Here is a 24,679-nt window from a genome sequence, read left to right as displayed (position 1 = left end):
CAGGGAGTTGACGCGATGAAACTTGCCTACTGGATGTATGCAGGACCTGCCCACATTGGTACGCTGCGCATTGCCAGTTCCTTCAAAAATGTTCATAGCATTATGCACGCGCCCCTTGGGGATGACTACTTTAATGTCATGCGATCCATGCTCGAGCGAGAGCGTGACTTTACGCCTGTCACCGCCAGTATTGTGGACCGCCAGGTCTTAGCCCGCGGCTCCCAAGAAAAGGTTGTTGAGAATATTACCCGCAAAGACACCGAAGAGCACCCTGATTTAATTGTGCTCACCCCCACCTGTACCTCCAGTATTCTCCAAGAAGACTTGCAAAACTTTGTCCAGCGGGCCAGCCTCAGCACGACTGCCGATGTTCTCTTAGCGGATGTCAATCACTATCGCGTCAATGAATTGCAGGCCGCCGATCGCACCCTTGAGCAAATTGTGCAATTTTACATTGACAAAGCCCGCCGCCAAGGCACCTTAGGGACCAGCAAAACCCCCACCCCTAGCGTCAACATCATCGGCATCACCACCCTCGGCTTCCACAACCAGCACGATTGCCGCGAACTAAAGCAACTGATGGCCGACCTTGGCATCCAGGTGAATCTGGTGATTCCCGCCGGTGCCAGCGTCTATGACCTTGCCCGACTCCCCCAAGCATGGTTTAACCTGGTCCCCTATCGGGAAATTGGCGGTCTCACCGCCCAATATCTGGAAAGGGAATTTGGCCAGCCCAGCGTCCGCATTACGCCAATGGGTGTGGTAGAAACCGCCCGTTGTATCCGTGCCATTCAAGGGGTGCTCAATGCTCAGGGGGCAAATGTGAACTACGAAGCCTTTATCGAGCAGCAAACACGGGAGGTTTCCCAAGCTGCTTGGTTCTCCCGCTCCATTGATTGCCAAAACCTCACCGGTAAAAAGGCGGTTGTCTTTGGGGACAATACCCATGCAGCAGCAATGACGAAAATTCTTACTCGGGAGATGGGGATCCACGTTGTTTGGGCAGGGACGTACTGTACATACGATGCCGAGTGGTTCCGGGCCGAAGTGGCCGGCCTTTGTGACGAGGTACTGATTACCGATGACCACACGGTGGTGGGGGATGCGATCGCCCGCGTTGAACCGGCTGCCATCTTTGGCACACAAATGGAACGCCATGTCGGCAAACGCCTCAACATTCCCTGTGGTGTGATTGCTGCCCCCATCCACATCCAAGACTTTCCTGTGGGCTATCGGCCCTTCTTGGGCTACGAGGGCACCAATCAACTAGTAGACTTAATCTACAACTCCTTCACCTTGGGGATGGAAGACCACCTGCTGGAGATTTTTGGTGGCCATGATACCAAGGAAGTGATTCACAAGGGACTCTCCGCCGACTCGGATTTAACCTGGACAGCGGATGGGCTAGCGGAATTGAATAAGATTCCCGGCTTTGTGCGCGGCAAGGTAAAGCGCAACACTGAAAAATTTGCTCGCGAACGGGGAATTAGCGAGATTACTGTGGAAGTCCTCTATGCTGCCAAAGAAGCCGTGGGGGCCTAAGTCCACCGTCAAACCTGCATGAACCTGGCCGTTGCAGCGTATAGCGGTTGGCATCTAAGCACCAATTGCTATGGTATTGCTCAAACGCATCATTGCCCTTGGTTTACTGGCAGCAGGGGTTGGCTTTGCGCCCAGTACCCTTGCCCAGCGGGTACCGCGTTTGCACCAAGGCATGAGCTATGCCGAGGCCCGTCAACGCCTGCTTGATCGCGGCTGGCAACCCGTGGTCAATCCGGCAATGGAGAATCCGGCAACCAGGACGCCGATTGTGGCCTATCTGCTCAGTCAAGGCTATAGCGAACTAATGGGCTGCCAACTAGTGGGGGTTCAGATCTGTACCTTTCAGTTTCGCAATCGCAAGGGTCATCTTTTAGAAATTGCTACGGTGAATTTGCCCGTGTTGCCGGGTGGCACCGTTACAAGTTGGGTACTGCGGAAGAAATCTCCCTAGCTGATTCTTGCGTATACTTGCGTATAATGGGGAGCCGTAGCCTTTTTCAGGAACCACAGTATGGTGTCTTCTCCCATAAGATCTGAAGCCCCTGTTCGTCACGATGTCAAAGACTTGAGCCTTGCCCCTTTAGGGCAGCAACGGATTGAATGGGCCAGTCGAGAGATGCCAGTACTGCGCCAGATTCGCGATCGCTTTGAGAAAGAAAAGCCCTTTGCCGGTATTCGCTTGGCCGCCTGCTGCCATGTGACCACAGAAACCGCTAATCTGGCGATCGCCCTCAAAGCCGGAGGAGCCGATGCAGTGCTCATTGCCAGTAATCCCCTCTCCACCCAAGACGATGTGGCCGCTAGCTTGGTAGTGAACTACGGCATCCCGGTCTTTGCCCAAAAAGGGGAAGACACCGCCACCTACAGGCGCCACGTCAACATTGCCCTGGATCACCGCCCCCAGATCATCATTGATGACGGCTGTGATGTGGTTGCCACCCTCGTCAAGGAGCGCCAGCACCAACTCAGCGACATTATTGGCACCACCGAAGAAACCACCACGGGTATTGTCCGCCTCAAGGCCATGTTCCGCGATGGCGTCCTGACTTTCCCTGCCATTAACGTCAACGATGCTGACACCAAACACTTCTTTGATAACCGCTACGGCACGGGTCAATCCACCCTCGATGGCATTATCCGCGCCACCAACATTCTCCTTGCCGGCAAAACTATTGTTGTCGCCGGCTACGGCTGGTGCGGCAAAGGAACTGCTCTGCGGGCACGGGGCATGGGGGCCAATGTGATTGTCACCGAAATCGATCCCGTGCGCGCCATTGAAGCAGTGATGGATGGCTTCCGCGTCATGCCCATGCTCGAAGCTGCACCCCTGGGGGATATTTTCATCACCGTGACGGGGAATAAACATGTGATTCGGGCAGAGCACTTTGCCGTCATGAAAGATGGAGCAATGGTTGCTAATTCCGGTCACTTTGACATCGAAATTGACCTCGCCACCCTGAAAACCCTTGCCAAGGAAGTCCGCCTTGTGCGCAACTTCACCGAGGAATACATTCTCCCTAGTGGCAAATCCATCATTGTTTTGGGTGAAGGCCGCCTGATTAACCTTGCGGCAGCGGAAGGCCACCCCGCCAGTGTCATGGATATGAGCTTTGCCAACCAAGCCCTGGGCTGTGAATATCTCGTTAAAAATAAAGGCCAGTTGGCTGCCGGTATTCACCCCATTCCCGCTGCAGTGGATCAGGAAATTGCCCGTTTAAAACTCCAAGCTATGGGCATTGCCATTGACACCCCCACCCCTGAACAGGTGGAGTACATGAACTCTTGGACCTCCGGCACATAGGGACACCGGCTGACCCGGAATAAAGCATTTTCCGCTGCATCCTCGCTGAATCTATAAGGGTGCAGCTTTTTATTTTGTTCCTTGAGTGATTGTCAGCAATAACCTTCTTCTAAAAACGGGCTGCCTCAACCAAATCTAGCCTTGTCCTACACCGACTTTGGCTGTTTTAGTTTTTGAGCAGATTCAATACCCCCCACTGAATTTAACCCTAGATACGGTCTGAGTATATCCAAGATACGAAAAATGTATAGCGCCAGGAGAAATGTAGCAATATTTACAAATATTCACGATTGATATAACTAAGCTTAGCTTTCAAAGAACCCATTAAAGACAAGGGCAACAATCGTGAGTAACAAAATCGAGGCCATTAAAAAAGAAAAAGATGGCTTGGCGGTTAAACAGGAGTTAGAAAGGTTTGCAGCCATCGGTTGGGAAAACATTCCTGAAGCCGATCGCGATGTCCGCCTCAAATGGCTAGGGATTTTCTTTCGTCCCGTTACCCCTGGCAAATTCATGATGCGGCTGCGAGTACCCAATGGGATTCTCAGCAGTCAACAACTGCGCACTCTTGGCGAAATTGTGGACCGCTACGGCGAGAACGGCAGCGGTGACATTACCACCCGCCAAAATATTCAGATTCGCGGCCTACCCATTGAGGAAATCCCGCAAGTCATCGAGCAACTCCGCACCTGTGGCCTCACCTCAGTTCAGTCGGGGATGGACAATGTGCGCAATCTAACTGGCTCCCCCGTGGCGGGCATTGATGCGGCCGAACTCATTGACACGCGCCCCTTAATTACGAAGTTACAGGCCATGATCACAAATCACGGTCAGGGCAATCCGGAATTTAGTAACCTTCCCCGCAAATTCAACATTGCCATTGAAGGGGGGCGGGATAACTCCGTCCATGCCGAAATTAACGATTTGGCCTTCGTGCCGGCTTATCGAGACAGACACTTAGGCTTCAATGTGCTGGTGGGGGGCTTTTTTTCTGCTCGGCGTTGTGCGGCTGCTGTTCCCCTGGATGCATGGGTGCCTCCCGATGACGCGGTGGTGGACCTCTGCCGTGTCATCCTGGAAATTTTTCGTGACCATGGCCTGCGAGGCAATCGTCAAAAAGCGCGCCTGATGTGGCTCATTGACGAGTGGGGCATGGAAAAATTCCGGGCCGCTGTTGCCGCCAAGCTTCCCTTTGCACTTCTAAGGGCGGCCCCCAAGGATGAAATCGCCTGGGACAAGCGAGATCATTTGGGGGTCCATCGCCAAAAGCAGCGGGGCTTAAACTATGTGGGATTGCACATTCCCGTGGGGCGGCTCTATGCCCCTGACTTCTACGAGCTAGCCCGGATTGCCCAAGTGTATGGTCAGTCAGAAGTCCGCCTCACGGTGGAGCAAAACGTGATCATTCCCCATATACCTGATGCCGTTTTGCCGAGCTTGCTGCGGGAACCTCTCCTTGGCAAGTTTCGGCCGGAACCACCGCCCCTCGAGCGTGCCCTTGTTTCCTGTACCGGCGCACAATTCTGCAACTTTGCCCTCATTGAAACCAAAAATCGTGCCCTCGCCCTTGCTCGCTGGTTAGATCAACAACTGCTACTGCCCCAACCCGTACGCATTCATTGGACTGGCTGTCCCAACTCCTGTGGTCAACCCCAAGTGGCGGACATTGGCCTCATGGGCACGAAAACCCGCCGCAATGGCGAAACGGTGGATGCCGTGGATTTGTACATGGGCGGCAAGGTTGGTAAGGATGCCAAGCTGGGCACCTGTATCAAAAAAGGGATTCCCTGTGATGAACTGCCTGAAGTACTGCGGCAACTGCTAATTGAGCAATTTGGGGCAAAACCAAGGGGATTGGAAGTGCCCCCCGTACCCACGCCGGCGGTGGCCATGATGGTTTCCTAACACGGTCTGCATTCTCCCCTATTGACTGCATTGACTCTATTGATTCCCTAAGAACTGAAGGAGTTGTAAATCGATGGCGAATTTTTCTCGGCGTCGCTTTCTGATAACCGCCGCCACAACGGCTGTAACATTAGTTTCCCACGCCTGTAGCAACAGCCAGCAAAGTGCTGACGTTGTCCAACCCACCACCCTCGCGGAGACCCCGGAGGTGACGGGTGCAAAACTTGGCTTTATTGCCCTCACGGACGCAGCTCCCCTAATTATTGCCAAGGAAAAGGGCTTTTTTGCCAAGTACGGAATGCCCGATGTGGAGGTGATTAAGCAGGCCTCCTGGGGCGTGACCCGCGACAACTTGGTCTTGGGCTCTGGCGGAGGTGGCATTGACGGTGCCCATATCCTGACGCCGATGCCCTACCTGATGACGGCTGGAACCATTACCGGTGGCAAAAAAGTACCCATGTACATTCTGGCGCGGTTAAACACCAATGGTCAGGGAATCCTCTTGGCCAATGCCTACAAAGGCCTGGGTATTAGCACCGATAGCAGTCCCCTCAAGGAAGCCTTTGCTAAAACGCGAGCTGAACGCCGCGCCCGCAACCAAGAGGAGAACATCAAAATTGCGGTTACCTTTCCGGGGGGCACCCACGACCTGTGGATGCGCTACTGGTTGGCTGCCGGTGGCATTGATCCTGAAAAAGACGTGTCTATAATTGTGGTCCCCCCGCCGCAAATGGTGGCCAATCTCAAAACAGGAACGATGGAGGCGTTTTGTGTCGGTGAGCCGTGGCCCTTGCAAACCGTCAATCAGAAGGTGGGTTGGGGGGCCGTTACCACCGGGGAGTTGTGGAAAGACCACCCTGAAAAATCCTTTGCATTGCGCGCGGATTGGGTCGATCAACATCCAAAGGCTACCAAAGCCCTCCTCATGGCGGTTATGGAAGCTCAGCGGTGGTGTGATCAGGATGCAAACAAACCGGAAATGGCACAAATTCTCTCGAAGCGGGAGTGGTTTAAGGTGCCCGTGGAAGACATTTTGGATCGCTCCCTCGGCAAGTTTGATTTTGGCAATGGTCGCACCCTAGAGGATAAGAACCTGATGCAAAAATACTGGCGGGACAATGCTTCCTATCCCTACCAGAGTCATGATTTGTGGTTCTTGACGGAGGATATACGCTGGGGCTATTTACCGGCGCAGACGGATACCAAAGCCCTAATTGAGCAGGTGAACCGTGAGGACCTATGGCGGGAGGCCGCTAAGGCCATAGGGGTACCGGCGGCGGAAATTCCCACCACCACTTCCCGGGGGGTAGAAACCTTTTTTAATGGGGTCGCCTTTGACCCCCAAAATCCCCAAGCCTATTTGAGTAGTTTGAGTCTGAAGAAAGTTTAGATTACAGCAGTAGGATAGATAGCCATGGTAATTCGTTCTGTGGGTTTAGGTCAGTCTCGGCAATACCGCTGGATCAAAAAACTGCAACGGTCACCGGTATTGCGCAAGGTGGTGCTGGGGAGTTTGGGAGTACTTTGTTTTTTAGTCATTTGGCAGTTTGTCTGTATGACGGAGCTACTGCGGTTACCTACTCCCCTTAAGGTCATTGCCGAAACTTGGGAGCTCATTGTTGATCCTTTCTATAAAAGTAGCGGCACGGATGTAGGGTTGGGGTGGCAAATTCTCGCGAGTCTGCGGCGGGTGGCCATTGGCTTTTCCTTGGCGGCAATCATTGGTGTGGGCTTAGGAATGTTGATCGGCTCTAGCCGGGTGCTCTACGATGCCGTGGATCCGATTTTGCAGGTGTTGCGTCCGGTGCCGCCCCTTGCCTGGTTGCCCATTTCCTTGGCGGCTTTGCGGGACAATGAGCCAGCAGCAATTTTCGTGATTTTCATTACCGCCATTTGGCCAATTATCATTAACACAATTGTCGGTGTGCAGCAGATTCCCAAGGACTACAAAAACGTGGCGCGGGTTTTGCAGCTGTCTGGCAAGGATTATTTCGTGAATATTTTGGTGCCGGCAACAGTGCCCTATGTCTTTACAGGGCTGCGGATTGGCATTGGGCTGTCCTGGTTGGCCATTGTGGCAGCGGAGATGCTCATTGGCGGTGTCGGCATTGGCTTCTTTATTTGGGATGCCTGGAACAGTTCGCTGGTTAGTGAAATTATTGTTGCTGTGATTTATGTCGGCATTGTCGGCTTGGTGCTGGATCGCTCAGTGGCCTTTGTGGGCCGCTTGCTTAGCCACGGTGAAGAGCCGCATTCCTAGCTCTCTCCTCTAACTCATTCTCTCCCCTTTTCCCCCTACTGTCGAAGCATTAGGTTTTTAACCCTATGGCCAAGTCCTTACCGTTTCTTGAAATTGACCATGTGGATCAGGTCTTTGAACTGCCCGGGGGCGATCGCTACATTGCCCTTAAGAATATCCAACTGGAGGTACAAAAGGGGGAATTTATCTCCTTGGTGGGGCACTCTGGTTGTGGCAAATCGACACTTCTAAACATTATTGCTGGGTTTCAGCGGGCCACCAGTGGGGGTGTGGTGATGGCCGGGCGGCAGGTGACGGAACCGGGTCCGGATCGCATGGTGGTGTTCCAAAACTATTCACTGCTGCCTTGGAAAACAGTGTACCAGAATGTGGCCTTGGCAGTGGCGGCGGTGTTGGGGCATTTGAGCAAGGCAGAGCAACGACAGCGGGTAGAGGCAGCCCTAGAACAGGTGCACCTCAGTAAAGCTCGCGAGAAATTCCCTGCCCAACTGTCGGGGGGGATGAAGCAACGGGTGGCAATTGCCCGTGCCTTGGCGATTCAACCGGAGGTGTTGCTGCTAGACGAGCCCTTTGGTGCCCTTGATGCTTTGACCCGAGGCTCCTTGCAGGATGAGTTAATGCAGGTGTGCCAAAGCAGCGAAACCACTTGCATTATGGTGACCCATGATGTGGATGAGGCATTGCTCCTCTCAGATCGTGTGGTGCTGCTCACCAATGGCCCTGAAGCCCGCATCGGCCAAATTCTGAAAATTCCTTTTGCCCGCCCCCGCAATCGCCATGATGTTTTGAATCATCCCAGCTATTATGGCCTGCGCAATGAGATGATTGCCTTTCTCAACCAGCAGAAACGCCGCCGTTCTTCCTGGTCGGTACCGGCCATTGGGCCAACTACCCCTGGAGAACTGACCCTTGGCTTTATCCCCCTCATGGACAGCGCCCCCCTCATTGTCGCCAAGGAAATGGGCTTTTTTGCCAAGTACAACCTTGACCATGTGACACTGCACCGCGAAGAAAGCTGGCAAGACTTGGTGATGGGGGTGATCACGGGTCGCTTGACGGGGGGGCAAATGTTGGCGGCAATGCCCTTAGCCATGACCTTGGGGCTAAACGGTCAGCCTTCACAACCGCTGATGACCTCTTTGGTTTTGAGTCGCAATGGCAATGCCATCACCTTTAGTCGAAAGCTCTGGGCCCAGGGAGTAAAAACTGCTGAGGACTTGCGAGCCTATATTCAGCGCACGGGCGATCGCCCCCGCTTTGGGGTTGTCCATGCCGCCTCAATGCACAACCTCCTGCTGCGGTACTGGCTGGCTGCTGCAGGCATTGACCCTGACCAAGACGTAGAATTGCTGGTGGTGCCCCCGCCGCAAATGGTTTATCACCTCAAGGCCGGTCACATCAGTGGCTTTTGTGTCGGTCAGCCCTGGAACTCCCATGCAGTGCGCGAGGGCATTGGACTGATCGTTGCTACGGATTTGGATATTTGGCCGGGGCACCCGGAAAAAGTTTTGGGTCTGCGTCCCGACTGGGTGCAGGCCAACCCGCAGCAACACCAAGCACTGATCAAAGCATTGATAGAGGCCTGTGAATATTGCGATACAATCAAGCATCGCCCTGAAATTGCCCAACTGCTTTGTCGGCCAGAGTATGTGGGCTGTACACCGGCGGATGCCTATACGGGTTTTGTTCAGCCCTTGGAGTGGGGGGAGGGCATGGCTACTGCCTTTCAACCCCGGTTTCACCAGTTCTATGTGGATCGCTCCCCCTTGCCTGGGCGCTTGGAAGCCCTGTGGATCATCACCCAGTTAGCTCGTTGGCAACTCACCCCCTTCCCGAAGAACTGGCTGGAAATTGTTGAACAGGTGTGGCGGGTAGATTTCTTTGGAGCGGCAGCGCGAGACCTAAGGATTCTGGACAATGAACCGGATTGCCGCCCTTTCGCCCTCTTTGATGGTCTGTGTTTTGATCCCAACGACCCTCTCAGCTACATTGAAGCGACACCCATCCGCCGTGCTCTCGATATTCAGACCGTTGACCTCCAAGCGGTTGTTGCCGTTTAAGTTTTGTTGTCCTTGACTCTGAGAACCTATGGAAACTCTCTATCACCTTGACCCAAAGCTGACTGCGACCCAACACCTGCGCATTGAGGGGGTGAGCAAGTCCTACCCTAGCGCCAATGGCACCCATGTGGTGCTGCAGGATATTCACCTTGAGGTGCGCAGTGGTGAGTTTGTCTGTTTTATTGGCCATTCTGGCTGTGGCAAAACCACACTCTTGAACATCGTTGCTGGTTTTACAGCCCCCACCCAAGGAGAAGTTACACTCAATGGGCTGCCCGTGCGTCGTCCGGGGCCGGATCGCATGATGGTGTTTCAAAATTATGCGCTGCTGCCTTGGTTGACGGCCTACGAGAACATTGACCTGGCGGTGAAGTCGGTCTATCCCCAGAAAACACGCCAACACCGTCGTCAAATTGTCGAAGAGTACTTGGAACTGGTGGGCCTGACGCCGGCGGCCCACAAACGCCCTGCCCAACTGTCGGGGGGGATGAAACAGCGGGTGGCGATCGCCCGTGCCTTGGCGATTCGACCGGAGGTACTGCTGCTCGACGAGCCTTTTGGTGCCCTCGATGCCATCACCAAGGAAGAGTTGCAGGATGAACTCCTAAAAATTTGGCGCCGCCACCGGCTGACGGTACTCATGATTACCCACGATATTGATGAGGCACTCTACCTTGCGGATCGGGTGGTGATGATGACCAATGGCCCTGCTGCCCACATTGGTGAGATTGTCGAGGTTCCCTTTCCACGCCCGCGGCGGCGATCGCGACTCCTCGAAAACCCGCAGTACTACGATCTGCGTAACCAGGTGCTTGACTTTCTGTATACCCGGTTTGGGCAATAAGTAAAGTATGCCTACCCCAGCGACGCCGGTGTCCTCGCTGTGTCCCTACTGTGGCGTGGGCTGTGGCCTAGAGGCTGTGCCCCAAGGCAAGGGAGCCTACAAAATTCGGGGCGATCGCCAGCATCCCTCGTCCCAGGGCATGGTCTGTGTGAAGGGGGCGACCATTATGGAAGCCCTTGATCGCGATCGCTTGGCTTATCCCCTCTGGCGGGAGCGCCTCGATCAACCCTTTACAATCATTTCTTGGGACAAAGCCATGAGCTGCCTTGTGGAACGCATTGAATGGGTGCGCCGCCAGCAAGGAGCGGATGCGATTTGCATGTACGGTTCCGGGCAATTTCAAACCGAGGACTACTACGTCGCCCAAAAGCTCATCAAGGGGTGTTTGGGAACCAATAACTTTGATGCCAACTCGCGGCTATGCATGTCCTCGGCGGTGTCGGCCTACACGGCCAGCCTTGGCGCCGATGGCCCCCCCTGCTGCTACGACGATTTGGAGGCCACCGACTGTGCCTTTCTCATTGGCACCAATACCGCTGAGTGCCACCCCATCGTCTTTAATCGCCTGCGCAATCACCACAAGCGAGATCCGGGCGTCAAGCTGATTGTGGTCGATCCACGGCGGACCGCCACAGCGGAAGTGGCGGATCTCCACCTGGCCATTCGCCCGGGTACAGATATTGACCTGCTCCACGGCATTGGTCATCTGCTGCTGCAATGGGGACACGTGGATGCCCAGTTCATTGAGGAGTGTACCCAAGGTTTTGCCGACTATGTGAAGCTCCTGGCCACCTACCCGCCGCACTGGGTGGCAGAACGCTGTGGCATTGCTCAAAGCGATCTAGAGCAGGCGGCTCGCTATTGGGGTCACGCCCAAGCAGTGCTTTCCCTTTGGTCAATGGGCATTAACCAATCGGCCGAAGGAACGGCTAAAGCTCGCTGTCTGATTAACCTGCACCTACTGACGGGGCAAATGGGTCGCCCGGGGAGTGGCCCCTTTTCGCTGACCGGGCAACCCAACGCCATGGGGGGACGCGAAGCCGGCGGCCTGAGCCATTTGCTGCCCGGCTATCGCCAAGTCACAAATCCCCAGCATCGCCAAGAGGTGGAGGACTTTTGGGGGCTACCGCGGGGGCAAATCAGCGATCGCCCCGGTCGCACCGCATGGCAAATTGTGGAAGGCTTAGAACGAGGGGAGGTTGGCTTATTGTGGATTGCTGCCACGAATCCTGCGGTCAGTTTTCCCCATTTAGAGCGCGCCAAGGCAGCCTTTCTCAAATCTCCCTTTACTGTCTATCAAGATGCCTACTTTCCCACTGAAACGGCGGCCTATGCCCATCTGATTTTGCCGGCAGCTCAATGGAGCGAGAAAACGGGTGTCATGACCAACTCCGAACGTCGCGTCACCCTTTCCCCCGCTTTTCGCTCGCCCCCCGGTCTTGCTCGACCCGACTGGGAAATTTTTGCTGAGGTGGGTCGCCGCTTGGGGTACGAAAGCCTCTTTCCCTTTGCCACTGCCGCTGACGTCTATGCTGAATTTGTCCAACTCACTGCCGGTCGTCCCTGCGATCAATCGGGTCTGAGCCACGAGCGCCTCGCCCGCTTAGGGCCCCTGCAGTGGCCCTGTCCTGTGGGGATGAGCGATGAAGAAGCTCGCAAGCCCAAGCGCCTCTATACAGATCGGCGATTTCACACCGCCGATCAACGGGCAGTTTTTTGCCTTGCCCACAGTCAGGGCGTCGCTGAACCCACCGACAAAGTCTATAGATTTACCCTGACCACTGGTCGTCTTTACGGCCACTGGCACACCCAAACCCGCACCGGTCGCATCCCCAAAATTCAAAAAATGCATCCCAATCCCTTTGTGGAAATGCACCCGGAAGATGCCGCAACCTTAGAGCTCAAGGCGGGGGATTGGGTAGAAGTGCGATCGCGCCGCGGTCAAGTATGCCTACCCGTAACCATAACCGAAGCCATTCGGCCGGGGACACTTTTTGTGCCCATGCACTGGGGCTTTCTCTTTGCCGAGGGGGGCGAGGTCAACCAACTTACTCACCCAATTGCCTGTCCAGTCTCGCAGCAGCCGGAACTCAAAGCCTGTGCTGTGCAGGTGTTGCCCGTAAAATTGCGGCAGAGGCCCCATATCTCCCTGGTGCAGGAAAATGGAATTGCCCTTGAGCAGTCATAGAATCTAATTCTTTGTGGAGAGCTGTGGTTATCGATGTCTTACTTCTTTGATTTTGAAGCTGAATTTGCATCTTCATTGCGCTGCATACCCATGATTGTCCGCTACAAACTGGATGTGTGTGGGGTTAAGCTCAAGTTGCTCCACTGGCTTCAACTCTCCCACAAGCAGCGACAATGGCTAGTGGTGACCCCCTGCGATACCCCTGAAGATCAGGCAAACTATCGCCAGCAACTGCGAGATTGGGTGACCCAAAATCATGGCAGTCCGCCCAGTGACTTAGAAATGCCTCAGCCCTACCCTTGGACTATCACCACTAAACTGCCGGAGATAATTCAACAACAACTGACGAAGGTACCCCACCATAGCCTGACAGTAGAAAAGTGGGCGGCCTTGACGCCTCTGCAACGCTTTGCTCTCCTTAAACTCAGCCAGCCGGGTCATGAAAATCGCAATTTTTGGCCAGCGTTACAGGAATTTGGTCTGGTCTGAGGTCTTGGCAAAGTTGCAGTCAGACTGTTTTAGGAAACTATCCGAGCACAGGAGGAAGCCAGGACCCAAGGATGAGGCTGGATGAGTTGTCGTTCAAGCACCGTCAATTGGCGGATCCCGAGAATTTTTCCAAGGTTGTTTGCAACCGATGCAACTGTTGACCTACAGCACCACTGCAGAGCAATTCACTGCTTAGCGCTATTCCCTCATGCAGACTATTGGTTTTGCCCCCCTGCCACAGGTAAAAGCCACTATTCCAGAGGACAGAGGTGGTCAGGGGCTGCTCCTCTGCCTCTAAAACAGCAGCCATCATCTGGGCAGCGGTTGTTGTGTCCTTTGGCCATGGGACATTCCTGCCGGCCATCCTGTAGTCTTGGGGATGCAGATGCAAGCGCTGCCAAGGGGTATCGCCCTTACGAGCAAGGCCAATAATTGCGGTCCGTTCACGGGGCAAATCACAACTGCCTTCAAGGCCTTTGACAGTGGTAAATTCTTGAATGCCGTGGAGGTGGAGGGCATCGCGCATAATTGTTTCAGTGGGTGGATGGACAAACCCTGCCACGAGGTGGCTTTGACCTTGGTAGGGATTCCAGATTAATTCCAGTGTGGCAAGCGGGGGGCGTTTACCAATTTGCTCACGGTAGGGCACTAGTCCTTGGGCAGCAGGAAAGTGTCGCGGCAGGTAGACAAAGCCTAAGTTCGTTTGCGCTAGGCAATGGGCAACTTGCCCTAGGGTAAGTGTCGACCAGTCCACCCCTAGGCATCGCCATAGGGTCAGCAGGGGAGTTCCCTCCTTTGTGGGCATACGATCGCCCCCATGTTGGAGTACCGGTACTCCAGCAGCGGCCAGAACCAATGCTGTCAAGGGGCTGAGGGGAAAGGTGCGATCGCGACCATCATAGGGCTGGCTCAGGATCATGACCGGGCTACTGGTCTCAACGGCAGGAAGCTTCGGACCCAGCTTGTTGTATGTGTCGAGCATTCCCGCCATCTCTTCTGGGGTAGGTCGCTTAATCCGATGGGCAATGAGAAACGCCCCAATTTGGGCAGGGGTTGCCACTTGCTCCAGCATCAGTTGCAAAGCTAAGGCTGCCTCAGCGCGGGTTAGGTCTTTATGGGTATGGGCGCCACTGCCAACTTTTTTTAGTAAATCACGAAAGACAAGACTCATGGGCAGCCTGCTGGCGGATCAATTTGAGCAATTGGGCAACAGGGGGTAAGGTCAAGCGATCGCGGGTGGTAATGGCCAACACTTGCCGCGGCGGCGGGGGTGCCGCCAAATCCCGAATCACTAGGGTGGGATCCTCGAGAGCCTCCTGGAGAGCTGAGCGCGGTAGCAAAGCCACCATTTCACTTTCGCGAATCACTGCAATAAAAGCCTCAGGCGTGTTGAGTTCTAGGGCAGGTTGCCAAGACAAGCCTCGACGGCTAAATTCTTCGTTCACTAAGCGGCGCATACCATAGCCGTCCTTGAACACTACATGGGGAAAAGTGGCCAATAGTTGCCATGGCAAGGTGTCGTTAACCGCGAGGGGGTGTTCAGCAGCCATTAGCACTTGCACGGGCTCACTGTAGAGGAATTCAACTACCCACTCAGACTGTTTTAAAAGGTGGCGATCGCCCATGACAATAGCTAAATCCACGAGTCCGTCTTGGAGAACCTTGAGGGCGCGATCGCTCCCCAGGGCTGTTACTCGCAACTGCATTTTGGGAAACGCTTGGCAAAACGCTGGTAACAGTCTGGGTAAAAAGTAGCGGCAAATGGAGTGAATAGCAGCAATGCAGAGTTCCTGCTGCTGGCCATTTTGCATGGCTTTGAGTTCAGCATTGGCTGCTCGCCACTCTTGGCAAATGCGCTGAGCACGGTGCAAAAAGAGATCTCCTGCCACTGTCAATTTGACTGGGTTCGAGCGGTGCAAGAGTTGAATTCCAAAACATTGTTCTAAGGCCTGAATTTGCCGACTAATTGTTGGCTGTGTCACCCCACACTGTCGCGCTGCCGCTTGAAAGCTTCCTGTTTCAGCAATAGCCAAAAAGGATTGCAACTGATCAAGTCGCAACATTCCCTCTCTGCCTCAATGGTTTAGCCGCTCTCAATGCTAGGGGATTCCTACATAGCAAAGGGTATTCGCTGATACAGCTTTGGGAAGTTCTCAATTCTGTGTGGCACGTCAACCTTCAGACCGGATAACCTGAGATTTCCTCACTGTTTATGTTTTGCGATGTTTATTTGCTGCTGCCATGGGAATGACTTTTGCCGTTAAAGAGGATTTAAAGAGGACTGGAATGGCCATGGTTACGGCAAGAGACCCAAACCGCTGGCTCATCTAAATAGTGTTCCTTTTTCCAAATGGGCAGGCGGTGTTTGATTTCATCAATGATGTAGGCTGCACCAGCAAAGGCTTGTTTGCGATGAGGTGCCGTTACCCCTACCCAGACAGCAATCTCGCCAAGCGTGAGTCGTCCATAGCGATGGCAGGCGATCGCCCCCAGTAAATCAAATTGCTCAATGGCTTCTGCTAGAATCTGATCCCCTTCCTTGCGGGCCAAGGCGGGATAAACCTCATACTCTAGGGCAGTGACGATCTTGCCGTGATTGTGATTGCGGACCCAGCCCTCAAAGCTAACAAAGGCCCCGGCACTCAGGCTAGCAAGGGGCTGCCACAACTGGGCTGGCTCTAGGGGTGTATTCGTTAGAGAAAACTGTTTGATCACCATCGGCTAGCTAACCCCCAGCAACGGGGGGAATAAAGACGACCTCATCTCCAGGTCGTAGGGGTTGATCCAGTGCCACAAACATATCATTAGCCGCAACCTTAATCTGAGCCAGATCAAGGGTAAACCCATACTGGGTCTTTAGTTCTTGGTATAGCTCACCATAGGTTTGGGCAGTGGTCACTCGCTCCTCCTGTTCCCGTTCGCTTTGCTCCCGCAGCTGGGCAAAGTAGCGCAAGTAAATTGTTTTAGGTGTTTTAGGGGCGTCGGACATGGTGTAGCGCTTCAAGATACTCTTCGGGGGTGTTGATATTGGCAGTAATCGTCGGCTGAGGTGGGGTGAGGCGCTGGCAGGGCGATCGCTGGAGAATTTTCACAGGGCAGTAGATCCCCGCTGCATAGGCAGCTTCAAACACTGGCAGAGCTTGGGGGGTATAAATCGCACACAGTGGCTCTGGGAAGCCCTCCTGGGGATGGTGATAGCAAGTGGCCACCACATCTTCGCGGTAGTGGTGCACTAGGGGAGCAAGGGTTTCCGTGGTTAAATAGGGTAAGTCACAGGCCACTACGAACCAGTTCACTTCGGGATAGGCGCGCAAAGCAGTTAAGATACCGGCAATTGGCCCAATCTGGGGAAGAGTGTCTGGAAGAGTGGGCAGCTCAGCAAGGGGCGTTCCCTGCCATTGATTGGTTCGGGCTGAAAGAAAGACCTGTTCACAGTATTGTGCCAACAAGTTGTAGAGGTATTGGGCATGGGGTTGGCCGTAATAGTCAAGAAGAGCTTTATCCTGTCCCATGCGCTGACTTTGGCCGCCGGTGAGCACAAGACCAAAGAGGGGATATTGACCTAGGGTTTTCTTGCCACCACTTTTGGCCAGAAGGCGCACCTCCCGCATCACAATTTGGGGACTGAGGGCTTTGCACATGTCATAAATTGTTAGGGCTGCAATCGTCACTCCATGCAGACTTTCCATTTCCACACCGGTGCGATCGCGGGTTTTGACCTCACAGCGCAGGCGAATCCGAACACCGCTTTCCAGGGACTCAATGTGGGTTTCAAAGCGACAACTGGTAATGGGCAGCGGGTGGCAAAAGGGAATGGCTTCGGCGGTACGTTTCACCGCCATTGTGCCGGCAATAATTGCCGTTTGCAGCACAGGCCCTTTTTTCAGAAAGAGATCTCCCTCTTGGACATAGGCTTGAAAGACCGGCGGCAATTCAATGAGGGCTTCTGCCACCGCCCGGCGATCGCTTATCGATTTCTCGCTAATATCGACCATCTGAGGTTGCTGGTTGCTATTGATGTGGGAGAGCATTCTCTTAGCCTCCAATTTGGTGCATGGCATGGTGGACTTCTGCGCTGCGCAGGCTGGGTTTCATTCCTAGCACTTGCCCATAGGCAGCATAGCGTTCAGCTTTGCTCAAGCCCCGCAGGGAAATCCCCGCTTCCTTAAATAGACAGGCCCTTAAGACACCATCTGCAGACAATCGCCAGCGCGAGCAGTGGCCACAAAAGGGTTGCGATTCCGAAGCAATGAAGCCAATCTGAGCCCCACAGGCGGTCTCAAAGTTAAACGAGGTGGAATCTTGCGGACGAGGAACAGGACGCAAATCGTAGTACTGGCGCAGGTGCTCAAGCATGGTGGCAGCGCTAACAAAGCGATCGCTCCCCAAGTGGCAGGCATAGCCAATGCGCATCAGTTCCAAAAAACGCACCTCAACCCCTAAAGCTTTGGCGTACTCCACCATTGGCACCAACTCGTGATCATTGACGCCCGCCATCACAACCATGTTCAGCTTGACTTGAAACCCTTGGTCAGCAGCCGTAGCAATCGCCTCCTTCACGGTTTCCAAATGGTGGCCATGGCTAATTGCTGCAAAGGTCTGGGGGTCTAAGCTATCAAGGCTAATATTTAAACGTCGTACACCATAGCGATCCAGCAGGGGCAAAAAGGGGATAAGGCGAATGCCATTGGTGGTTAAGCTCAGTTCCGGCACTCCCACCGCCGCCAAAGCCGCCACAATCTCAGGAAACTCTGCTCGCAACAGGGGCTCGCCGCCCGTCAGCCGCACCGATTCAATCCCCAGTTCCACCAGTTCAGCTACAATCGTGGCATACTCAACTGGGGTTAGGTAGGTCTGGGTGGGCATGAAGGCGGCATCTAGCGGCATGCAGTAGGTACACCGCAAATTACAGCGATCCGTAACCGAGAGGCGCAACTTGCGAATTTGTCGTCCTTGGGCATCTACTAGGCGCTGTCTAGGAATAGCGGCGGTTACAACCATCGCTGCTAACTCCACGGAAAATAGCGATAGCATTCCCCAGCGGCAAAGGTTCCTTGAGAGGCAGGCAGTTCTAAAAAGCCATCGCTATCAGCCAAGGCCAAAAAATCAGCAGAATTTTGCATTGGTCGAGGGTGGGCAATGAGCTCAGCGGTTTTTGTAGTTTCTAGTTTAACGGGTAAAAAGTAGGTTAAGGGCTGCTCAAAGTAGAAGGGAGCAGCCAAGCGGGCATAGAGGGGCGGAATGTCCAATAGATAGCGGTGCAAACAGACCAAACTGGAGACGGGGTTCCCCGGTAAACCAAATATGGCCGTTTGCTGGCGATGATCCACGCCAAACCAGAGGGGCTTTCCGGGACGCTGGGCAACACCGTGGATATACTGCTGGACGCCTTGATCGCGCCAGAGTTGTGGCAAATAGTCAAACTTGCCCTTGGAAACGCCACCGCAGTAAATCAGAAGGTCGTAGTCTTGACTTGCTTGGCGATAGTGAGTTGCCAGTTGCACTGGATCATCGGGCAAATGGGTGATGCTGACTTGGCTATAGCCTTGGCGCTTGAGGGCAGCCATTAAAGCATAGGTATTGGAGAGTCGGAGTTGGTAGGGCTGGGGTGTGTCGTGGGGCGGAATCAGTTCATTGCCTGTAGCAATGATTTGGGTACGAGGGGTGCGCTGAACACAAACTTCCGTCTGTCCCACAGAGGCAAGAATTCCCCAGGCTGGACCGTGCAAAGGGGTACCGCGGGCCAAAACGGGTTGACCGGCAGCAGCATCACTGCCACAGCGGTGGACAAATTGATAGGGTGACCAGGCTTCCGAGTGCAGGATATGGGCAACACCGTCGCGAATCTCCAGCGCTTCATAGGGAATCACCAGATCACAGCCTTGGGGCAAGGCCGCACCGGTCATAACTTCAAAACAGGCTTGCGTATCCGTGAGGGTTGGCGGTGCTTTACCCGCAGGAACCACCCCCAGAATCGGAAAAGCACGCTGACCAGACTGATAGGCTGCCCAATTAAGGGCAATGCCATCCACCAGGATGCGGTCAATGGGCGGGTAGGGGCGATCGCTGGTAATCGTTACCGCCAGTCTGCTGTACCAAGGCTCAGTCAAGGAAATGATCTCTGTGCCCCAAGCCGGCAAATGTTGCTGAATAAGGTCAACGGCTGTTTCAACGGAAATCAGTGCCACTTTTTATGGTTTCTCTAAACGGGAAGCTTGTTTTTCAAATTTCCGTTTTCAAGATACACAAACTAACCCCGTGCTTCAACCTTCGCAAGATCTGCCGCTAACGGTCAGCAGACACGCATTGTCCTGAGGGGGTTCCGGAAAGGGCTAAACTAACAGGTAAGGAAACTGGCCACCTGGAGACAAGCCCCCATGAGTTTTAGTCCTGAACATTGGATGATAACGGAGCCATTACCTCAGAACCAACAGAGAATGGACGGCTATTTTGGCGATTTTTTTGGCCTGATGCGCCGGGCACTTGTGGCGGGGGGGTCTGAGTTAGGTCTGGGGATGACTCTATTTTCCTTGGCGGTGAGTATTCGGGCAACGCGAATAATTGAAATTGGCCGCTTTAAGGGGTTTTCCACCCTCTGCTTGGCCAGTGCCCTTCGGTTTATTGATATCGGCTGGCAGGAACCACAGCAGCATAAACAACGCCCCGATGTGGATTATGGTGAGTTTGAAGCCCCTAAAAGGCGTCAGTTACTATCTATTGATCCCTTTCCTACCCAAGAAGCCAAAGATTTGATCTGCGAAGCACAATTGGAGAGCTATGTGCAGTTCATCAATGCCCGCTCGGATGAAGTCACTGTAGAAGGATTAGTTGACCTGATCTTTATAGATGGAGACCACAGCTATGAAGGGTGTAAAGCGGATGTGTTTAATTATGTACCGTGGTATCTGCGTCCGGGAGGCTATTTCATCCTCCACGATTACTATGGCTGGTACGATGTTGCAGGAAATAATCACTCACCGGTTAAGAAAGTGATTGATGAGCTAGTTGCAGAAGGCATCTTTGAACATTTGCTGATTGATACAGGTTACCAATCTTTTACTATTTTCCGTAACGCTCCTGGATTGGGGGACTCAGCACTACTAATTCAGTAATTTTAGTGATTTTGTCGCGCTTTATAACTGCGCCTCGGCTTCTTCATTTTCCCATTGTAGGGGCCCACCATTTGTTGGGGAGTGCTCCTCAGACCAAGGTGAGTTCCACAATCTTATCAAAACGGAAATCATGTGCTAGACAATTAACTCCGAAATAGGCGGCAGTAGAGCGTTTCGTGCTGCATACTGGCGAGGGCTAAGCCCAAAGTACAGCTTTCTAAGTTTAAGTCATCGTCTAAGTTATGGTCAGTCACATTTAAGCTTTGCTGTACCGTCTGCTGAATTTGCGGCTGAAGCTGGCGCAGGAGTACTTGACCTGCTGTCTGACCAAGGGGAATCAGTTTCACTGTTGCATTGATCAGGGTGGTGACCCAACTGTGGAGATAGCCTAAAAGTGCAGTTTCTAAGGGAATGTCTGCAAGGGCAGCGGCAATACAAAAGGCAACACTGGTATTCCAAGGGTAGGGCTGGCCAGTCTGAAGTTCGGGGGGTAGGCGATCGAGGGCAGCGACAAGGTTGATCAATGCTGTTCCCATTTGCCAATTTTGGGCGCGCAGTTCGGCACTTTCGCGGGCAGCCGAGAGCCACGCATTCCACTGGTGAACGGCGTCAAAATCGCCCTTGGCGATCGCTCGATAGACCCGCACCATGACTGCTGTTTCGAAGTGGGCACTGCCAAAGGCCAGTTCAAAGCTTAGCCAGTCCTGTACGGCTGCTGCTGAGGTGATCTTGCCTTGGGCAATTAGAGTCTCCAGGCCCTCGGAGTAGTTAAAGCCGCCAATCGGTAGAGCCGGACTCACCCACTGCAGCAAGGCTAAAAGCGCTGAATCAGTGAGCATAGTAGGCACCGCGTTCGGGACAAAAGGGAGCGACTTCAAACATCACCGTCAAGCCCCGCTGTTCAAGCATGGTTTGCAACACGGAATCTGCGCCCAAGCGAAGATAATCGGTGTGAATTTCCAAGGGGACGTGACGATTCCCGAGATGGTAAGCGGCCTGTAGAAGGTCAAGGGGAGTGGTAGCCATCACCTTTAGCGTGGGTTCGGGTTTGGCGTGAACTGTGACTACCACCGTGCCGTCCTCGTCCCGAAGGCGATCGCCCGGCTGTAGGGTGATTTCACGGGGCAGCTTCAGATACAGTGACTCCCCCTCATCACTGTGGCAATGGAGACGACTGCGACACCGTTCCTCTGCGGTTAATGAGAGGTGCAACTGACGGGCATTTTCCAATGGTGTAGGGCAAAGTTGCGTCAGTGTGAACATTAAACCAGCGTTAACTCAACAATCTTATCAAAACGGAACGTTTTTACCAGTTGCTGCAGGCCGGCAATCAAGGCGGCTTCTTCGGGTGGAATCTCAGCAATCAGTTCGCGAATGCGCTTGGCATTGAGCTTTTTGGCGGCTGCTTGGAGTTCAGCAATCCAAGGGCGAGGCATCACCATTAAGGCGGCTGGATCAAGCACCTGAGGAGGGGGGGCACTCGGGGGAGGTAGAGCCTCTGCGTAGGCATACTCTAGGTGCAACTGGGCAGCAAGTTGGTCAAAAATTGTTTGCGGCCGGAAGGGCTTGGCAATATAGGCATCGCAACCAAGATTCAGCAGTTCCTGTTTGTCCCGCTCAAAGCTACTGGCGGTAACTGCAAGAATTTTCGGGGGGCAGACGACTTCCCCGCGGCGCCGGCGATCGCCCACTTCTTTCTTGATCTGTCGCGTGGCCGTTTTACCGTCCATGACGGGCATCCGAATATCCATGAGAATGGCATGGGGCTGCCATGCTCGCCAGATCTCCACTGCCTCTTGACCATTGCTGGCTTCGCGACAACAAAATCCGACCGGTTCTAGCAGTTGAGTAAGGAGTTGGCGGTTTTCAGGGAGATCATCCACCACCAGAATGCGCACTTCTGAGGTGGGCGATCGCAGGCCAACAATAGTTTGTGCCTTTTCCTCCTGGAGCGATCGAGGATCTCCAAGGTCAATTGGCACCTCGAAGTAGAACTGGCTGCCTTTCCCCTTGGTGCTACGCACCTGAATATCCCCCCCCATCAATTGCACGAACTGGCGGCTAATGGCCAACCCCAGGCCGGTACCTTCGCTGACTTTTTTACTGCTATCGGTTTGGACAAAGGGCTGAAAAAGCATCTTCAACTCCTGTGGGGTCATGCCAATACCCGTATCACTGACTTCAAAGGCGAGGCGAGGGGGATCTTGGGCTTTATAACTAACCTTGAGGGAGACGCCCCCCTCCTTGGTGAATTTAATGCCATTGCTCAAGAGGTTCACTAACACTTGGCGGAGCTTCATTTCATCGGTAGTCACCGCCACCGGCAGATTGGCAGGCAAATCAAAGACCAGACGTAACCCCTTGGCCTCAGCTCGCACCTTCAGCATCTCTTCCAGATCTTGCAGCATCCGCCGCAGATCAAAGGTGGTTTTCTGAAGTGTCATGCGTCCGGCCTCAATTTTGGCCATGTCTAGGACATCGTTAATCAAGCCCAGCAGGTGTTCGCCACTGCGATTAATCTTTTCAAGGGTTTGGCGATGCTGTGGTGCAAGGGTGCGATCGCTGAGCAAAATTTGACTAAAGCCGAGAATGGCATTGAGGGGGGTGCGCAGTTCATGGCTCATATTGGCCAGGAAAATACTTTTGGCTTTATTGGCCGCCTCTGCGGCTTCCTTAGCCTTGAGCAGCTCCCGCTCTGCCTGATGGCGTTGATGGGCAGCCAGGGCGATGGTCACAATATCAGCGACATTAGAGACAAAACTGCGTTCCTCCACCAGCCAAATTCGATGCTCACCAATACTCTCAACACAGATTACCCCCAATAATTGGCCATTGAAGATGATCGGGGCATCAATGCGGGAATATACCCGTTGCACTCTGGCATACTCCCGCAGTTCGTGGGTGCGCGGATCTGTGAGTAAGTCATTGACGACGAGGGGTTCACCCGTGCGCAGCAGTTTTAGGTACTCCGGATAGGGGGAATGGGTGAGGTACGTGGGTTGAGAATGGTTATTGGCGGCAGGGTCATACTGCACCACACACTTAAGGCGATCGCCCTGGAGTTCCCATGCCGAAGCCCGCTGGACGCGCAGTGTTGTTGCTGTTACCTGAATAATCTCCTGCAAAGCCATGCGAAAGTGCCCCTGCTGTACATGGGGAGATTGACTGAGCTGAACAAGGGCAACATTGTGGTCATGGAGCACCCGTTCTTTTTCACTCAGTTGTTGGTTGGCGGCCTCAAGGGCAGCAGTACGCTGTTTTACCTTTTCTTCAAGTCGCTGATTAAAGTGGTGGAGTTCATCAAAACTCTCCTGGAGTTGGGCCGCCATATCCACAAAGGTGCGACCGAGGTTCCCCAACTCGTCTTGGCTGTGGGTATCTACCTCCTCGGCAATGTCCAGATTGCCGAGGGCAATTTGGTGAGCGGCGGCAGCCAACCTCTGAATTGGACGCACCATATAGCCGGTGACACCCAAGGTCACCAGACTAATCAAACCAAAGGAGACGACGAGTATCAGCAGACCTGCCCATGTTTCTTGATGAATAAAATCCAGCAGCGCCTCTTCCCTCACCCGGATGGCCAAGCTCCAACCAACGTCAGGAATTGGGGTGTAAAAAAACCATTGCCGCTCATGGGAGACCCAATCGGTCATCCAAAGATGGCCCCTGTGGCCACTGATCATCGCTTTAGCCAAAGCTGCTAGATCACTGCGGTTATACTCCTTGGCTATGTAGAAGATTGACTGACCAATGAGCTGAGGATCACCGTGGAAGATAATCCGTCCCTTGCGATCCAAAACAAAAAACTGCGCCTGCTGTAGCCCTTGGATATCGATTTCCTGTTGCAGCGTTGGCAGCGCCACATCCACCGTAGCAACACCGCGAATTTGCCCCTGGCGGTAAAAGGGAACGGCATAGGTCACCATCCAGGCATTCCCTGCCCCTTCATCGAAGTAGGGATCACTCCATTGCGGTTGGCCAGTGCGGATAGCTTCACTGTACCAGTCCCATCTGACCTGGGTGTAGTCGTAGATGCGCCCAGTGTCCTTTTGTACCAGTCTGTTGCGATGTCTGTCTCTGTAGACGTAGGGGGCAAACAAGCGTTTACGAGGGGAGAAGCTGTAGGGGGTGAAAGCGATTGCTGCCCCATAGGCTAAACGGCTGATTTTGAGATTGCGACGCAGAAATGAATACAGCTCCTCCTCACGGACGGCGGGAAACGCTTCTAAGGCATTGGCACTGGTGGTTGCCAGCCCCGTGATTTCCTGTAGAGCATTGCTAAATTGCTGCGCATAGAGTGAGACTAAGTCCTGCTGCCACGCCTCATAGTCAGCAGTACTGCGGCGGATGACCTGCGAGCGAATGTAGAGAAAGAGGCCGGTGTAGATGACCACAATGGGCAATAGCGTTCCCAGCAAGAGCTTATGGCGAAAGGATAGCTTGCTGAGCATGGCGATCGCCCCCTCTATATTTTTTTT

The 24,679-nt window shown here is 53.7% G+C and carries 21 protein-coding genes; 11 read left to right on the top strand and 10 right to left on the bottom strand.

The features are described 5' to 3' along the window. Positions 1-15: 15 nt before the first annotated feature. From bchB to Q0W94_RS06095, 10 genes are all read left to right on the top strand, one after another. Positions 16-1,542: a ferredoxin:protochlorophyllide reductase (ATP-dependent) subunit B gene (gene bchB / locus Q0W94_RS06140; protein ID WP_297756763.1), complete on the top strand. Its 1,527-nt coding sequence runs from the start codon at positions 16-18 to the stop codon at positions 1,540-1,542. A gap of 70 nt (positions 1,543-1,612) precedes the next feature. Then, a complete protein-coding gene (locus Q0W94_RS06135; protein WP_297756761.1) occupies positions 1,613-1,993 on the top strand; it encodes a hypothetical protein in 381 nt (126 codons plus the stop codon). Positions 1,994-2,053: 60 nt separating this feature from the next. Beyond that, positions 2,054-3,343, top strand: a complete 1,290-nt coding sequence (gene ahcY / locus Q0W94_RS06130; protein ID WP_297756760.1) for an adenosylhomocysteinase — start codon at positions 2,054-2,056, stop codon at positions 3,341-3,343. Positions 3,344-3,688: 345 nt separating this feature from the next. Beyond that, positions 3,689-5,248 (top strand): ferredoxin--nitrite reductase, encoded by a 1,560-nt coding sequence (locus Q0W94_RS06125; RefSeq protein WP_297756758.1) that lies wholly within the window; start codon positions 3,689-3,691, stop codon positions 5,246-5,248. A gap of 73 nt (positions 5,249-5,321) precedes the next feature. Next, positions 5,322-6,638 (top strand): CmpA/NrtA family ABC transporter substrate-binding protein, encoded by a 1,317-nt coding sequence (locus Q0W94_RS06120; RefSeq protein ID WP_297762326.1) that lies wholly within the window; start codon positions 5,322-5,324, stop codon positions 6,636-6,638. A gap of 24 nt (positions 6,639-6,662) precedes the next feature. Beyond that, complete coding sequence (ntrB, locus tag Q0W94_RS06115; RefSeq protein WP_297762324.1) at positions 6,663-7,508, top strand: nitrate ABC transporter permease; 846 nt, start codon at positions 6,663-6,665, stop codon at positions 7,506-7,508. 65 nt (positions 7,509-7,573) lie between these two features. Next, complete coding sequence (locus Q0W94_RS06110) at positions 7,574-9,568, top strand: nitrate ABC transporter ATP-binding protein (protein ID WP_297762322.1); 1,995 nt, start codon at positions 7,574-7,576, stop codon at positions 9,566-9,568. Between the two features lie 28 nt (positions 9,569-9,596). Further along, positions 9,597-10,412 carry an ABC transporter ATP-binding protein gene (locus Q0W94_RS06105; protein WP_297762320.1) on the top strand — a complete coding sequence of 272 codons (816 nt, stop codon included), beginning with the start codon at positions 9,597-9,599 and terminating at the stop codon, positions 10,410-10,412. 7 nt (positions 10,413-10,419) lie between these two features. After that, complete coding sequence (locus Q0W94_RS06100; RefSeq protein ID WP_297762318.1) at positions 10,420-12,600, top strand: molybdopterin oxidoreductase family protein; 2,181 nt, start codon at positions 10,420-10,422, stop codon at positions 12,598-12,600. Positions 12,601-12,633: 33 nt separating this feature from the next. Next, positions 12,634-13,089, top strand: a complete 456-nt coding sequence (locus tag Q0W94_RS06095) for a nitrate reductase associated protein (RefSeq protein ID WP_297762316.1) — start codon at positions 12,634-12,636, stop codon at positions 13,087-13,089. A 103-nt stretch (positions 13,090-13,192) separates the two neighbouring features. Here the strand turns inward: Q0W94_RS06095 and Q0W94_RS06090 are convergent, their stop codons facing one another. The 7 genes from Q0W94_RS06090 to Q0W94_RS06060 form a co-directional block, all read right to left on the bottom strand. Then, positions 13,193-14,260, bottom strand: a complete 1,068-nt coding sequence (locus Q0W94_RS06090; RefSeq protein WP_297762314.1) for an anthranilate phosphoribosyltransferase family protein — start codon at positions 14,258-14,260, stop codon at positions 13,193-13,195. Further along, positions 14,241-15,149 carry a LysR family transcriptional regulator gene (locus Q0W94_RS06085; RefSeq protein WP_297762381.1) on the bottom strand — a complete coding sequence of 303 codons (909 nt, stop codon included), beginning with the start codon at positions 15,147-15,149 and terminating at the stop codon, positions 14,241-14,243. Before Q0W94_RS06085 ends, Q0W94_RS06090 begins: the two co-directional genes overlap by 20 nt. A 211-nt stretch (positions 15,150-15,360) precedes the next feature. Continuing rightward, positions 15,361-15,807 carry a molybdenum cofactor biosynthesis protein MoaE gene (locus Q0W94_RS06080; protein ID WP_297762312.1) on the bottom strand — a complete coding sequence of 149 codons (447 nt, stop codon included), beginning with the start codon at positions 15,805-15,807 and terminating at the stop codon, positions 15,361-15,363. A gap of 7 nt (positions 15,808-15,814) precedes the next feature. Beyond that, positions 15,815-16,078 (bottom strand): MoaD/ThiS family protein, encoded by a 264-nt coding sequence (locus tag Q0W94_RS06075; protein WP_297762310.1) that lies wholly within the window; start codon positions 16,076-16,078, stop codon positions 15,815-15,817. Further along, entirely contained in the window at positions 16,062-17,120 is a 1,059-nt protein-coding gene (moaC, locus tag Q0W94_RS06070; RefSeq protein WP_297762308.1) for a cyclic pyranopterin monophosphate synthase MoaC, read from the bottom strand. Before moaC ends, Q0W94_RS06075 begins: the two co-directional genes overlap by 17 nt. 4 nt (positions 17,121-17,124) lie before the next feature. After that, on the bottom strand, positions 17,125-18,090 hold the full coding sequence (gene moaA, locus Q0W94_RS06065; protein WP_297762306.1) for a GTP 3',8-cyclase MoaA: 966 nt from the start codon (positions 18,088-18,090) through the stop codon (positions 17,125-17,127). 5 nt (positions 18,091-18,095) lie between these two features. After that, on the bottom strand, positions 18,096-19,277 hold the full coding sequence (locus tag Q0W94_RS06060; protein WP_297762304.1) for a molybdopterin molybdotransferase MoeA: 1,182 nt from the start codon (positions 19,275-19,277) through the stop codon (positions 18,096-18,098). Between the two features lie 189 nt (positions 19,278-19,466). Between Q0W94_RS06060 and Q0W94_RS06055 the strand changes: the two genes are divergently transcribed. Next, positions 19,467-20,201 carry a class I SAM-dependent methyltransferase gene (locus Q0W94_RS06055; RefSeq protein ID WP_297762302.1) on the top strand — a complete coding sequence of 245 codons (735 nt, stop codon included), beginning with the start codon at positions 19,467-19,469 and terminating at the stop codon, positions 20,199-20,201. A 143-nt stretch (positions 20,202-20,344) separates the two neighbouring features. Here Q0W94_RS06055 and Q0W94_RS06050 read toward each other — a convergent pair whose 3' ends face one another. Genes Q0W94_RS06050 through Q0W94_RS06040 form a run of 3 tightly spaced genes read right to left on the bottom strand, consistent with a single transcriptional unit; the run spans position 20,345 to position 24,652 of the window. Beyond that, the gene (locus Q0W94_RS06050) at positions 20,345-21,040 is read right to left on the bottom strand and encodes an urease accessory protein UreF (RefSeq protein ID WP_297762300.1); all 696 of its coding nucleotides are present in this window, start codon (positions 21,038-21,040) and stop codon (positions 20,345-20,347) included. Continuing rightward, on the bottom strand, positions 21,030-21,464 hold the full coding sequence (gene ureE, locus Q0W94_RS06045; RefSeq protein ID WP_297762298.1) for an urease accessory protein UreE: 435 nt from the start codon (positions 21,462-21,464) through the stop codon (positions 21,030-21,032). Before ureE ends, Q0W94_RS06050 begins: the two co-directional genes overlap by 11 nt. Continuing rightward, positions 21,464-24,652, bottom strand: coding sequence for an ATP-binding protein (locus Q0W94_RS06040; protein ID WP_297762296.1), 3,189 nt, complete (start codon positions 24,650-24,652; stop codon positions 21,464-21,466). The genes ureE and Q0W94_RS06040 overlap by 1 nt, the downstream gene beginning before the upstream one ends. Between the last annotated feature and the right edge of the window lie 27 nt (positions 24,653-24,679).

The organism is Thermosynechococcus sp. (assembly GCF_025999095.1).
Taxonomy (GTDB): domain Bacteria; phylum Cyanobacteriota; class Cyanobacteriia; order Thermosynechococcales; family Thermosynechococcaceae; genus Thermosynechococcus.
The sequence above is the reverse complement of the archived record's forward strand: the minus strand, read 5'-3'. Positions and strand labels throughout refer to the sequence as shown.

Coding starts and splice junctions, on each gene's coding strand:
- Q0W94_RS06110 (WP_297762322.1), top strand. CDS start 7,574: ATGGCCAAGTCCTTACCGTTTCTTGAAATTGACCATGTGGATCAGGTC.
- Q0W94_RS06040 (WP_297762296.1), bottom strand. CDS start 24,652: ATGCTCAGCAAGCTATCCTTTCGCCATAAGCTCTTGCTGGGAACGCTA.
- Q0W94_RS06055 (WP_297762302.1), top strand. CDS start 19,467: ATGAGTTTTAGTCCTGAACATTGGATGATAACGGAGCCATTACCTCAG.
- Q0W94_RS06090 (WP_297762314.1), bottom strand. CDS start 14,260: ATGAGTCTTGTCTTTCGTGATTTACTAAAAAAAGTTGGCAGTGGCGCC.
- moaA (WP_297762306.1), bottom strand. CDS start 18,090: ATGGTTGTAACCGCCGCTATTCCTAGACAGCGCCTAGTAGATGCCCAA.
- Q0W94_RS06095 (WP_297762316.1), top strand. CDS start 12,634: ATGTCTTACTTCTTTGATTTTGAAGCTGAATTTGCATCTTCATTGCGC.
- bchB (WP_297756763.1), top strand. CDS start 16: ATGAAACTTGCCTACTGGATGTATGCAGGACCTGCCCACATTGGTACG.
- Q0W94_RS06135 (WP_297756761.1), top strand. CDS start 1,613: ATGGTATTGCTCAAACGCATCATTGCCCTTGGTTTACTGGCAGCAGGG.
- moaC (WP_297762308.1), bottom strand. CDS start 17,120: ATGCTCTCCCACATCAATAGCAACCAGCAACCTCAGATGGTCGATATT.
- ureE (WP_297762298.1), bottom strand. CDS start 21,464: ATGTTCACACTGACGCAACTTTGCCCTACACCATTGGAAAATGCCCGT.
- Q0W94_RS06105 (WP_297762320.1), top strand. CDS start 9,597: ATGGAAACTCTCTATCACCTTGACCCAAAGCTGACTGCGACCCAACAC.
- Q0W94_RS06120 (WP_297762326.1), top strand. CDS start 5,322: ATGGCGAATTTTTCTCGGCGTCGCTTTCTGATAACCGCCGCCACAACG.
- ntrB (WP_297762324.1), top strand. CDS start 6,663: ATGGTAATTCGTTCTGTGGGTTTAGGTCAGTCTCGGCAATACCGCTGG.
- Q0W94_RS06100 (WP_297762318.1), top strand. CDS start 10,420: ATGCCTACCCCAGCGACGCCGGTGTCCTCGCTGTGTCCCTACTGTGGC.
- Q0W94_RS06080 (WP_297762312.1), bottom strand. CDS start 15,807: ATGGTGATCAAACAGTTTTCTCTAACGAATACACCCCTAGAGCCAGCC.
- Q0W94_RS06075 (WP_297762310.1), bottom strand. CDS start 16,078: ATGTCCGACGCCCCTAAAACACCTAAAACAATTTACTTGCGCTACTTT.
- ahcY (WP_297756760.1), top strand. CDS start 2,054: ATGGTGTCTTCTCCCATAAGATCTGAAGCCCCTGTTCGTCACGATGTC.
- Q0W94_RS06050 (WP_297762300.1), bottom strand. CDS start 21,040: ATGCTCACTGATTCAGCGCTTTTAGCCTTGCTGCAGTGGGTGAGTCCG.